Annotated in this window: 14 protein-coding genes; all 14 read left to right on the top strand. The window is 59.4% G+C overall.

The annotated features are described in order from the left end of the window. Positions 1-81: 81 nt before the first annotated feature. Complete coding sequence (fliL, locus tag AB4O36_RS18720; RefSeq protein ID WP_460117150.1) at positions 82-585, top strand: flagellar basal body-associated protein FliL; 504 nt, start codon at positions 82-84, stop codon at positions 583-585. A gap of 9 nt (positions 586-594) precedes the next feature. Further along, positions 595-1,563, top strand: coding sequence for a flagellar motor switch protein FliM (gene fliM, locus AB4O36_RS18715; protein WP_460117149.1), 969 nt, complete (start codon positions 595-597; stop codon positions 1,561-1,563). A 69-nt stretch (positions 1,564-1,632) separates the two neighbouring features. Continuing rightward, on the top strand, positions 1,633-2,091 hold the full coding sequence (gene fliN / locus AB4O36_RS18710) for a flagellar motor switch protein FliN (RefSeq protein ID WP_460139993.1): 459 nt from the start codon (positions 1,633-1,635) through the stop codon (positions 2,089-2,091). Then, positions 2,092-2,535: a flagellar biosynthetic protein FliO gene (fliO, locus tag AB4O36_RS18705; protein ID WP_460139992.1), complete on the top strand. Its 444-nt coding sequence runs from the start codon at positions 2,092-2,094 to the stop codon at positions 2,533-2,535. It begins immediately after the preceding gene. Beyond that, positions 2,535-3,293: a flagellar type III secretion system pore protein FliP gene (gene fliP, locus AB4O36_RS18700; RefSeq protein WP_053156624.1), complete on the top strand. Its 759-nt coding sequence runs from the start codon at positions 2,535-2,537 to the stop codon at positions 3,291-3,293. The genes fliO and fliP overlap by 1 nt, the downstream gene beginning before the upstream one ends. Then, complete coding sequence (gene fliQ, locus AB4O36_RS18695; RefSeq protein ID WP_460117146.1) at positions 3,290-3,559, top strand: flagellar biosynthesis protein FliQ; 270 nt, start codon at positions 3,290-3,292, stop codon at positions 3,557-3,559. Before fliP ends, fliQ begins: the two co-directional genes overlap by 4 nt. A gap of 3 nt (positions 3,560-3,562) precedes the next feature. Next, on the top strand, positions 3,563-4,348 hold the full coding sequence (fliR, locus tag AB4O36_RS18690) for a flagellar biosynthetic protein FliR (RefSeq protein WP_460139991.1): 786 nt from the start codon (positions 3,563-3,565) through the stop codon (positions 4,346-4,348). A gap of 3 nt (positions 4,349-4,351) precedes the next feature. After that, entirely contained in the window at positions 4,352-5,491 is a 1,140-nt protein-coding gene (gene flhB / locus AB4O36_RS18685) for a flagellar biosynthesis protein FlhB (RefSeq protein WP_460139990.1), read from the top strand. A gap of 221 nt (positions 5,492-5,712) precedes the next feature. Next, positions 5,713-7,842 (top strand): flagellar biosynthesis protein FlhA, encoded by a 2,130-nt coding sequence (gene flhA, locus AB4O36_RS18680; protein ID WP_460117143.1) that lies wholly within the window; start codon positions 5,713-5,715, stop codon positions 7,840-7,842. 11 nt (positions 7,843-7,853) lie between these two features. Further along, positions 7,854-9,185, top strand: coding sequence for a flagellar biosynthesis protein FlhF (gene flhF / locus AB4O36_RS18675; protein ID WP_460139989.1), 1,332 nt, complete (start codon positions 7,854-7,856; stop codon positions 9,183-9,185). Between the two features lie 110 nt (positions 9,186-9,295). Further along, entirely contained in the window at positions 9,296-10,126 is an 831-nt protein-coding gene (gene fleN / locus AB4O36_RS18670) for a flagellar synthesis regulator FleN (RefSeq protein WP_008001746.1), read from the top strand. After that, the gene (gene fliA / locus AB4O36_RS18665; RefSeq protein ID WP_007894214.1) at positions 10,123-10,863 is read left to right on the top strand and encodes an RNA polymerase sigma factor FliA; all 741 of its coding nucleotides are present in this window, start codon (positions 10,123-10,125) and stop codon (positions 10,861-10,863) included. Before fleN ends, fliA begins: the two co-directional genes overlap by 4 nt. A gap of 167 nt (positions 10,864-11,030) precedes the next feature. After that, positions 11,031-11,402, top strand: coding sequence for a chemotaxis response regulator CheY (locus AB4O36_RS18660; protein ID WP_008006721.1), 372 nt, complete (start codon positions 11,031-11,033; stop codon positions 11,400-11,402). A 22-nt stretch (positions 11,403-11,424) separates the two neighbouring features. Further along, positions 11,425-12,213 (top strand): protein phosphatase CheZ, encoded by a 789-nt coding sequence (locus AB4O36_RS18655; RefSeq protein WP_460117140.1) that lies wholly within the window; start codon positions 11,425-11,427, stop codon positions 12,211-12,213. The last annotated feature ends 37 nt before the right edge of the window (positions 12,214-12,250 follow it).

Raw genomic sequence — 12,250 nt, 5'->3', positions numbered from 1 at the left:
TTCGGTGGAAGGTTCTGGCATAACACTTGCTCTCCCCAATCCGTGCGACTGTGAACCCCCGAATAGTGACGGATTATTGGCATGGCGAAGAGCGAAGCTGCAGCAGTAAAAGACCCCGCAACCAAAGGCAAACTCAAGCTGATCATCGCGGGCGTGGTGGCTTTGCTGCTGGCGATTGGCTTGTCGGTGGGCGCCACCTGGTACTTCATGCACAGTGCCCAGAGCAAGCCGCAAGCCCCGGTTGATGCCGCCCCGGTTGGCAAACAGGCGGCGGTGTTCGAGGCGATGGCGCCGGCCTTCGTGGCCAACTACAACCAGAACGGTCGCCAGCGCTACATGCAGGTGAGCATCACCATGCAGGCGCGCAGCCAGGCTGATCTGGATGCCCTCAAGGTGCACATGCCGGTCATCCGCAACAACCTCGTCATGCTGTTCTCCGGGCAGGATTTCGCGACCCTGGCATCGCCGGTCGGTCAGGAAATGCTGCGCCAGAAGGCTACGGCCAGCGTCCAGGAAGTGGCGCAGAAAGAACTCGGCAAAGTGGTCATCGAACAGTTGCTTTTCACCAATTTCGTACTGCAGTAGGAACACGACATGGCCGTGCAAGACCTGCTGTCCCAGGATGAGATCGACGCGCTGTTGCATGGTGTCGACGATGGTCTGGTACAGACCGATACCGCTGCCGATCCCGGTAGCGTCAAAAGCTATGACCTGACCAGCCAGGATCGCATCGTCCGTGGACGCATGCCGACCCTGGAAATGATCAACGAGCGTTTTGCCCGCTACACGCGTATCAGCATGTTCAACATGTTGCGTCGCTCGGCGGACGTGGCGGTCGGTGGTGTGCAGGTGATGAAGTTCGGCGAATACGTGCACTCGCTGTACGTACCGACCAGCCTCAACCTGGTCAAGATCAAGCCCTTGCGCGGCACCGCGTTGTTCATTCTCGACGCCAAGCTGGTGTTCAAGCTGGTGGACAACTTCTTCGGCGGCGACGGCCGCCACGCAAAGATCGAAGGGCGTGAGTTCACCCCGACCGAACTGCGTGTGGTGCGCATGGTGCTGGAGCAGGCCTTCGTCGATTTGAAGGAAGCCTGGCAGGCGATCATGGAAGTGAACTTCGAGTACATCAACTCGGAAGTGAACCCGGCCATGGCCAACATCGTCGGTCCGAGCGAGGCCATCGTGGTGTCGACCTTCCACATCGAACTCGATGGCGGTGGCGGCGACCTGCACGTGACCATGCCGTATTCGATGATCGAGCCGGTGCGCGAAATGCTCGATGCCGGCTTCCAGTCCGACCTCGACGACCAGGACGAGCGCTGGGTCAATGCCCTGCGTCAGGACGTGCTGGATGTCGACGTGCCAATCGGCGCCACGGTTGCCCGCCGCCAGTTGAAGCTGCGCGACATTCTGCACATGCAGCCGGGGGACATCATCCCGGTGGAAATGCCCGAAGACATGATCATGCGCGCCAACGGCGTGCCGGCCTTCAAGGTCAAGATGGGCTCCCATAAGGGCAACCTCGCGTTGCAAGTGATCGAGCCGATCGAGCGCCGATAAGCGGCGCTCCCACCTATTTGCTATTAACTGACGGCAGCCCGCGAAGAGGTTGCCTGCCGAGGACACATGATGGCTGACGAAATGAATACCCAGGACGACCAGGCACTGGCTGATGAATGGGCTGCGGCCCTGGAGGAAACCGGTGAAGGTGGCCAGGACGACATCGACGCGCTGCTCGCGGCAGATGCGGCCAGTACTTCATCCAACCGTTTGCCGATGGAAGAGTTTGGCAGCGTGCCCAAGAACAACGAACCGGTGAGTCTGGAAGGTCCGAACCTGGACGTGATCCTCGACATCCCGGTGTCGATTTCCATGGAAGTGGGCAGCACCGACATCAACATCCGCAACCTCCTGCAGCTCAACCAGGGGTCTGTGATCGAGCTTGATCGCCTGGCAGGCGAGCCGCTGGACGTGCTGGTCAACGGCACGCTGATCGCCCATGGCGAGGTGGTGGTGGTCAACGAAAAGTTCGGCATCCGCCTGACTGACGTGATCAGCCCAAGCGAACGCATCAAGAAGTTGCGCTGAGTGAAAAAGGTTCTGGGTTCCTCGTTGTTGCTGGCGCTGTCGTCCGCTGCGCTGGCGGCCGAGCCTGCGGCAACCGCTGCTGCGGCACCGGCTGTCAGTGGTGGTGTCGCGGGGCAACTGACGCAGTTGGTGCTCGGACTGCTGCTGGTGCTGGGGTTGATCTTCTTCCTCGCCTGGTTGTTGCGCCGGGTTCAGCAAGCTGGGCCTGCCGGCAAAGGGCAGGTGATCGAGTTGATCGGTTCCCGTGCGCTGGGTCCGCGGGATCGTCTGATGCTGGTGCAGGTGGGTAATGAGCAGATTCTGCTTGGCCTGAGCCCAGGTACCATCACGGCGTTGCATGTGCTCAAGGAGCCAGTGCAGGTGCCTGTTACCGAAAACGCCACCCCGGAGTTTGCCCAGCGTCTGATGGAGCTGATGGGCAAGGATCAGAAGGATAAGAAGTAATGGGTGCGCTACGCATCGTCTTGACGCTGGCGCTGATGCTGGCGGCGCCGCTGGCCTTCGCCGCCGATCCGTTGTCGATTCCGGCCATCACCCTGGGCACCAATGCCGAGGGTGCGCAGGAGTATTCGGTCAGCCTGCAGATTCTGCTGATCATGACCGCGCTGAGCTTCATTCCAGCGTTCGTCATGCTGATGACCAGTTTCACTCGGATCATCATTGTCTTCTCGATCCTGCGCCAGGCCCTGGGTTTGCAGCAAACGCCGTCGAACCAGATCCTCACCGGCATGGCGCTGTTTCTGACCCTGTTCATCATGGCGCCGGTGTTCGACCGGGTTAACCAGGATGCCTTGCAGCCGTATCTGGCAGAAAAACTCACCGCGCAGGACGCGGTGGCCAAGGCTCAGGTGCCGATCAAGGATTTCATGCTCGCCCAGACCCGCAGCAGCGACCTGGAGCTGTTCATGCGCCTGTCCAAGCGCACGGACATTGCGACGCCGGATCAGGCACCGCTGACCATTCTCGTGCCGGCATTCGTCACGTCTGAGCTGAAAACCGCGTTCCAGATCGGTTTCATGATCTTCATTCCGTTCCTGATCATCGACCTGGTGGTGGCCAGTGTGCTGATGGCCATGGGTATGATGATGCTGTCGCCGCTGATCATTTCCCTGCCGTTCAAGATCATGCTGTTCGTGCTGGTGGATGGTTGGGCATTGATCATCGGAACCCTGGCGAGCAGCTTCGGCGGTGTCTCGCCATGACGCCGGAAGTTGCGGTAGACATCTTCCGGGAGGCGTTGTGGCTGACCACCATGATGGTGGCGGTGCTGGTGATTCCCAGCCTGCTGGTCGGCCTGCTGGTGGCGATGTTCCAAGCTGCCACGCAGATCAACGAACAGACACTGAGCTTTCTGCCGCGCCTGCTGGTGATGCTGGTCACCTTGATCGTGGCCGGTCCATGGCTGGTGCAGACCTTCATGGAATACATTATCCAGCTTTACCACAACATTCCGCTGGTCATCGGTTAAGCCATGTCGTCTCTGCTGCAACTGACCGATACCCAGATCAGTACCTGGGTGGCGACGTTCATGCTGCCGCTGTTTCGCGTCGGGTCCATGTTGATGGTCATGCCGGTGTTCGGTACCAAGATGGTACCCACGCGAGTGCGCCTGTACTTCGCCCTGGCGATCACCTTCGTGATCGTTCCCGCACTGCCGCCCATGCCGGCGGTGAGTCCGCTCGATTTGAGCGGCCTGTTGTTGATTGCCGAGCAGATTCTTATCGGCGCCGTCCTCGGGTTTTCCCTGCAGTTATTCTTCCAGGCCTTTGTGGTGGCCGGGCAGATCGTGGCGGTCCAGATGGGTATGGGCTTCGCCTCCATGGTCGATCCTACCAACGGTGTGTCCGTGGCAGTGATCGGGCAATTCTTCACCATGCTGGTGACGCTGTTGTTCTTGTCCATGAACGGCCATCTGGTGGTCTTCGAAGTGCTGACCGAAAGCTTCACTACGCTGCCGGTCGGCGGTGGGTTGATGGTCAATCATTTCTGGGAGTTGGCCGGCAAGCTGGGTTGGGTGCTCGGTGCCGCATTGATGCTGGTATTGCCGGCAATTACCGCGCTGCTGGTGGTCAATATCGCGTTTGGCATCATGACCCGGGCGGCGCCGCAGTTGAACATCTTCTCCATCGGCTTCCCGCTGACCCTTGTGCTTGGATTGTTCATCGTCTGGGTGGGGCTTGCGGACATTCTCAATCAGTATCAACCGCTCGCCTCCGAGGCCCTGCAGTTTTTACGCGAACTGGCACAGGCGCGCTGAGTCATGGCAGAGAGCGAAAGCGGTCAGGACAAAACAGAAGACCCCACGGAGAAAAAGAAAAGGGACGCCCGTGAGAAGGGGGAAATTGCCCGCTCCAAGGAGCTCAATACGCTGGCGATCATGATTGCCGGGTCTGTTGCGTTGTTGATTTTTGGCGGTGCTTTGGCTCAAGACCTGATGGCGCTGATGCGGCACAACTTCACCTTGCCGCGAGAGGTCATTCTCGACCAGAAGTCCATGAGCACTTATCTCATGAGTTCGGGATTGAGTGCGTTGCTGGCCATCCAGCCGATCATGATTACCCTGGTGCTGGCAGCGTTGATCGGTCCTATTTCCCTGGGTGGGTGGTTGTTCGCGGCCGGCTCGCTGGCGCCGAAATTCAGTCGCATGAACCCGTTGGCGGGCCTCAAGCGGATGTTCTCGATCAAGGCGGTAGTGGAGCTGCTCAAAGCATTCGCGAAGTTTCTGATCGTGTTAATCGTGGCGCTGACCGTATTGTCATCGGACATCGATGACCTGATGCGCATCGCCCATGAACCTCTGGACATGGCTATTATCCATTGCCTGCAGGTAGTGGGCTGGAGCACGTTGTGGATGTCTTGCGGGCTGATCATCATCGCTGCGGTGGACGTGCCAGTACAGCTCTGGGAAAGCCACAAGAAGCTGCTGATGACCAAGCAGGAAGTGCGCGACGAGCACAAGGACTCGGAAGGGAAGCCTGAGGTCAAGCAGCGCATTCGCCAGCTTCAGCGCGAAGTGTCCCAGCGACGCATGATGGCGGCGATTCCCGAAGCCGACGTGGTCATCACTAACCCGACCCACTACGCCGTCGCGCTCAAGTACGACGCGGACAAAGGCGGAGCGCCAGTGCTGCTCGCCAAGGGCAGCGACTTCCTGGCGCTGAAGATTCGCGAAATTGCCGTGGCCAACGAAGTGATGCTGCTCGAATCGCCGGCGCTGGCGCGTTCGATCTACTACTCCACCGAGCTGGAGCAGGAAATCCCTGGCGGCCTGTACCTCGCTGTCGCCCAGGTGTTGGCCTATGTCTACCAGATCCGCCAGTACAAGGCGGGCAAGGGCAAGCGGCCTGAGCCTCTGAAGGATGATTTGCCGATTCCGCCGGATTTGCGGCGCGATTCGTAATCCTTCAATGCTCCCGGCCTTGTAGGAGCGAGCTCGCTCGCGATGGTCGTCAACGATTACGCTGGCAGCCTGGCACACCACGGTGTCTGATCCGCGAGGAAGCCGCTCCTGCAAAACAGCTCTATTCCCACCCTCTGCAAAAGTTGGACAGCTTTTTGCAGTAGCCCCCGTGCGCCTGCTTCAGGCGTCAAAAGTTTGCTTTAAAGGAACGGGGAAAACCGGTGGATCGCTCTCAGTTACTCAACAGTGCCCGCACGAACATGGCCGACCTCAGTCGAGGCAATCTGGGCGTGCCGTTGTTGTTGCTGGTCATGTTGGCGATGATGATGTTGCCGGTGCCGCCGTTCCTGCTGGACGTGTTTTTCACCTTCAACATTGCCTTGTCGATTGTGGTCCTGCTGGTGTGTGTCTACGCCTTGCGGCCGCTGGATTTTGCGGTGTTTCCGACCATTCTGCTGGTGGCGACGCTGTTGCGACTGGCGCTGAACGTGGCTTCCACCCGGGTGGTCATGCTCCACGGCCAGGACGGTCACGCCGCCGCGGGCAAGGTGATCCAGGCGTTCGGCGAGGTGGTGATCGGCGGCAACTACGTGGTTGGTATCGTGGTGTTCGCCATTTTGATGATCATCAACTTCGTCGTGGTGACCAAGGGCGCCGGGCGGATTTCCGAGGTGAGTGCACGTTTTACCCTCGATGCGATGCCCGGTAAGCAAATGGCGATCGACGCCGATCTGAACGCCGGCCTGATCGATCAGGCTCAGGCGAAGGCCCGTCGTTCTGAAGTGGCTCAGGAAGCCGAGTTCTACGGTTCCATGGACGGTGCCAGCAAGTTCGTACGCGGTGACGCCATCGCCGGCCTGCTGATCCTGTTCATTAACCTGATCGGTGGCATGGCGGTTGGTATCTTCCAGCACGGCATGACCTTTGGCGACGCCGGCCGTGTTTATGCCTTGCTGACCATCGGTGACGGTTTGGTGGCGCAATTGCCATCACTGTTGTTATCTACAGCTGCTGCGATCATGGTGACCCGCGCTTCCGGTTCGGAAGACATGGGCAAGCAGATCAATCGCCAGATGTTCGCGTCGCCCAAAGCGCTCGCGGTGGCGGCGGGCTTGATGGCGGTGATGGGCCTGGTGCCTGGCATGCCTCACTTCTCCTTCCTGACCATGGCCGCCCTGGCTGCCGGTGGTGCGTATCTGTTCTGGAAGAAGCAAAATGTCGCCAAGGTCCATGCGCTGCAAGAGGTCAAGCGTCAGCAGGAACTGCTGCCATCGCCAGCCCGAGCCATGGAAACCAAGGAGCTTGGCTGGGATGACGTTACGCCGATTGACATGATTGGCCTGGAGGTCGGTTACCGCCTGATTCCACTGGTGGACCGCAACCAGGGCGGCCAGTTGCTCGCGCGAATCAAGGGTGTGCGCAAGAAGCTCTCCCAGGACCTCGGCTTCCTCATGCCGACGGTGCACATCCGGGACAACCTCGACCTGGCGCCAAGCGCCTACCGCCTGACCCTGATGGGCGTCATCCTGGCCGAAGCGGAGATTTATCCAGATCGCGAACTGGCGATCAACCCGGGGCAGGTCTACGGCTCGCTCAATGGCATCAACGCCAAAGATCCGGCTTTCGGGCTGGAGGCTGTCTGGATCGAAATCAGTCAGCGTGCGCAGGCGCAATCCCTTGGTTACACCGTGGTCGATGCCAGTACCGTAGTGGCGACCCACTTGAACCAGATTCTGTACAAGCACTCCAGTGAGCTGATTGGCCACGAGGAAGTGCAGCAACTCATGCAATTACTGGCCAAAAGCTCGCCTAAGCTGGCAGAAGAGCTGGTGCCGGGCGTGGTGTCGTTGTCGCAGTTGCTCAAGGTGTTGCAGGCGTTGCTGGCCGAACATGTGCCGGTGCGTGACATCCGTAGCATTGCCGAAGCCATCGCGAACAATGCCGCCAAGAGTCAAGATACCGCCGCGTTGGTCGCTGCCGTGCGGGTTGGTGTATCCCGCGCAATCGTGCAAAGCATCGTGGGGACTGAGTCCGAGCTGCCAGTTATCACGCTGGAGCCAAGGTTGGAACAGATTTTGCTCAATAGTCTGCAAAAGGCAGGACAAGGCTCGGAAGAGGGCGTTCTGCTGGAACCAAGCATGGCCGAGAAGCTGCAACGTTCGTTGATCGAAGCAGCCCAGCGTCAGGAAATGCAAGGTCAGCCAGTGATTCTGCTGGTGGCTGGCCCGGTCCGCGCGATGCTGTCGCGATTTGGCCGGCTGGCAGTTCCTGGCATACACGTGTTGGCTTACCAGGAAATCCCGGACAACAAGCAAGTGACCATCGTTGCGACAGTAGGGCCCAACGGCTGAGGTAGTGGTTTATGCAAGTTAAGCGTTTTTTCGCCGCCGATATGCGTCAGGCCATGAAGCTGGTTCGTGATGAGCTGGGCGCTGAGGCCGCCATCATCGGTAATCGCCGGATCGCCGGCGGTGTCGAGCTGACGGCGGCCCTGGATTACAAACTGTCGGCACTGGCCCCGCGTGTTCCCAACATGGAACTCGAGGATGAGCTGCGCAAGACTCAATCGCGGATCGTCACCGCTCAGGCCGAACTGAGCCTGCGCAGCGAAGGCGAGAGCGACAAGTCGACCAATCGCCAGTTGTTCGCCGGCTTGCCGTTGACCGCTGCCGAGCCGCTGATCGAGCCGACGTACAGCGAGCCACGCCGTGCCGCACCTGCGCCTGCGCCCGCTGCACCGGCCGGCGTCGATCCACGGATGCTCGATTCGATGCGTTTCGAGCTCAACAGCCTGCGCGAACTGATGGAAGTACAACTGGGCTCGCTGGCGTGGAGCCAACTGCAGGGTAATGCGCCGGCCCAGGCCAACCTGTGGCGTCGTCTGCAGCGTATTGGTTTGTCCGGCCCGTTGTCGCGCGACCTGCTGGAAATGATCTCTGGCGTTGAGGAGCCTCGGCAGGCCTGGCGCATGTTGCTGGCGCACCTGGCGCGGATGATCAGCATGCCGGAAGTCGAGCCACTGGAAGAAGGGGGCGTGATTGCCATGGTCGGCCCGGCCGGCATGGGCAAGACCACCACCCTGGCCAAACTGGCGGCCCGCTACGTGCTCAAGTACGGCGCGCAGAGCATTGCCCTGGTGAGCATGGACAGCTACCGCATCGGTGCCCAGGAGCAACTCAAGACCCTGGGGCGCATTCTCAACGTCTCGGTCACCCACGTCGATCCGGGCCAGTCCCTGGTTCAGGCACTGGATCCGTTGCTGCGCAAGCGCGTGGTGTTGATCGATACCGCCGGCCTCCAGGCCAGCGATCCAGCGCTGCGCATGCAGCTTGAAAGCCTGGCCGGTCGTGGCATCCGGGCAAAAAATTACCTGGTGCTCGCAACCACCAGCCAGAAGCAGGTTCTAACGGCCGCTTATCATAGTTACAAGCGCTGCGGGCTGGCAGGCTGCATCCTGACTAAACTGGATGAAACGGCTAGTTTGGGCGAGGTGTTGAGCCTGGCAATCAGTCATGAATTGCCGGTGGCTTACCTCACCGATGGACCACGTATTCCGGATGACTTGCATTTGCCGCGCCGTCATCAGTTGGTCAGTCGCGCCGTCAGCGTGCAAATGCAGGAAGAACCCAGCGAAGAAGCCATGGCTGACATGTTCGCTGACATCTACCACAGTCCGACCAAGCAGGTTGGCTGAGGTGAACAGTTTTTGTACCTACATCGATGGTCTGCCAGGCATTGTTCCAGTTGCGAACGCGCAGCCAGTCATGTGGCCTCCGTCTATGCAAGACAAGGTAAAGAAATAACATGGGCAGCATGCATCCCGTACAGGTGATCGCGGTGACCGGCGGCAAGGGTGGCGTCGGCAAGACTAACGTGTCAGTGAACTTGTCCCTGGCTCTAGCGGAGCTAGGCCGGCGGGTCATGCTGCTGGACGCCGATCTGGGGCTGGCGAACGTCGACGTTCTGCTGGGCCTGACACCCAAACGCACCCTGGCCGACGTGATCGAGGGCCGCTGCGAGCTGCGTGACGTATTGTTGCAAGGCCCCGGCGGCATCCGCATCGTTCCCGCCGCCTCCGGCACACAGAGCATGGTGCACCTGAGTCCGGCCCAGCATGCCGGCCTGATTCAGGCGTTCAGCGATATCGGCGACAACCTCGATGTGCTGGTGATCGATACCGCTGCGGGTATTGGTGACTCGGTAGTCAGTTTTGTCCGCGCCGCCCAGGAAGTCCTCCTGGTGGTCTGCGACGAGCCAACGTCCATCACCGACGCGTACGCTCTGATCAAGCTGCTCAACCGTGATTACGGCATGAACCGTTTCCGCGTCCTGGCCAACATGGCCCAGAGCCCTCAGGAAGGGCGCAACCTGTTCGCCAAGTTGACAAAGGTCACGGATCGTTTCCTTGACGTCGCCCTACAATACGTCGGCGCGGTGCCCTACGACGAAAGCGTACGCAAGGCCGTCCAGAAGCAGCGCGCTGTTTATGAAGCTTTCCCGCGTTCCAAGTGCTCGCTGGCTTTCAAGGCCATTGCACAGAAGGTCGATACCTGGCCACTGCCCGCCAACCCGCGCGGGCACCTGGAGTTTTTCGTCGAGCGCCTCGTGCAACAAACGGCAGGACCCGTGCTATGACCGCCAGCGGTTACAACCTCTACAAGAAATCGGCGCGTGACGCGCAGTACGAGCTGATCGAGCGTTACGCGCCACTGGTCAAACGCATTGCGTATCACTTGTTGGCGCGCCTGCCGGCCAGTGTTCAGGTCGAAGACCTGATCCAGGCCGGGATGATCGGCCTGCTGGAAGTGTCCACCAAATACGACGCCAGCAAAGGCGCCAGTTTCGAGACGTACGCGGGCATTCGAATCCGTGGCGCCATGCTTGATGAAGTGCGCAAAGGGGATTGGGCGCCACGCTCGGTTCACCGCAATACCCGCATGGTCAGCGACGCAATTCGCTCGATTGAAGCTAAAACCGGCCGTGACGCTAAAGATCACGAAGTTGCGGCCGAACTCCAATTGAGTCTCGATGATTATTACGGGATTTTGAACGACACCCTGGGCAGCCGGTTATTCAGTTTCGACGATCTTTTGCAGGACGGCGAACACGAAGGGCTGCATGAGGATGGCGCGAGTGCTCATCTCGAGCCGTCACGCGATCTGGAAGACGAACGCTTCCAGGCGGCGCTGGCGGACGCGATTGCCAATTTGCCGGAGCGCGAGCGACTGGTGTTGGCGCTGTACTACGACGAAGAGTTGAATCTCAAGGAAATCGGTGAGGTCCTGGGGGTCAGCGAATCTCGGGTCAGCCAGTTACACAGCCAGTGCGCGGCCCGTTTGCGGGGGCGTTTGGGGGAGTGGCGAGCGCGCTGAAGGCAGTGTGGGGACACTGCGAACGTGGCTGGTGCGGGGTTGAACCGCGCCGGTCTCGATCTGTTGTGCTCCAGACAGTCATTGAGTGCTCTGCCGAATTGATTGAAATGGCGCGTCCAGGTGCTGGGCGCGTTTAAGACTGCTTGGAGGTCGAATTGGACAAGAACATGAAAATCCTCATCGTTGATGACTTTTCAACGATGCGGCGGATCATCAAGAACCTGTTGCGTGACCTTGGGTTCACCAACACGGTTGAGGCTGACGATGGCATCACCGCCATTCCGGTTCTCAACAGCGGAAGCATCGACTTTCTGGTAACCGACTGGAACATGCCTGGCATGACCGGTATCGATCTGCTGCGCCACGTGCGCGCCGACGAAAAACTCAAGCACCTGCCGGTATTGATGGTCACTGCAGAAGCCAAGCGCGAGCAGATCATCGAAGCCGCCCAGGCCGGTGTAAACGGTTATGTCGTCAAACCCTTCACGGCCCAGGCGTTGAAAGAAAAAATCGAGAAGATTTTCGAACGCATCGGTTGAGTCACCGCGCCACGGGGGAGCTATGGACCACAAAGAATCTTCACAGGGCGAGTTCGAGTCGACCCTGAAAAAACACGCGGTCGAATTGGTCGAAAGCCTTGAAAAAGGCAAGTTCGGTGACGCGGTACAACTGATCCATGAGCTCAATCAGACCCGTGACCGCGGCCTGTATCAGGAAGTGGGCAAGCTCACCCGCGAATTGCATAGCGCGATCGTCAATTTCCAGATTGATCCGCACATGCCGCAAGCCGAGGAAGTGTCCCAGATCACGGATGCCACCGAGCGCCTGGGGTATGTTGTCAAGCTGACCGAGGCCGCTGCGAACCGCACCATGGATCTGGTCGAAAGCTCAACGCCTCTGGTCAACAGCCTTGGCGATGAAGCCCAGGCGTTGAGCACGGACTGGGGGCGTTTCATGCGCCGCGAAGTCGGGGCCGAAGAGTTTCGCGAACTGGCGCGGCGTGTCGACGGTTTCCTGGCTCGCAGCAGCAAGGACAACCGGGCGGTATCGAGCAACCTCAACGACATTCTGCTCGCGCAGGATTACCAGGATCTCACCGGTCAGGTGATCAAGCGTGTGACGCAATTGGTCACGGACGTTGAAACCAATCTGCTCAAACTTGTGCTCATGGCCAGTCAGGTGGACCGCTTTGCGGGCATCGAACATGACCGGGAAGCGATGCTTGCAGAAAAAGATCCACAAAAACATCTCTCTCAGGGTGAAGGTCCGCAGATTCATGCCGATAAAAGAGAAGACGTTGTGTCCGGTCAGGACGATGTGGACGATTTGCTATCCAGCCTTGGATTTTAGGTTTTATTAGACCTGTTCTGTTAGGAGCACACCATTA

Source organism: Pseudomonas sp. S2_E01, from assembly GCF_054668365.1.
The sequence above is the reverse complement of the archived record's forward strand: the minus strand, read 5'-3'. Positions and strand labels throughout refer to the sequence as shown.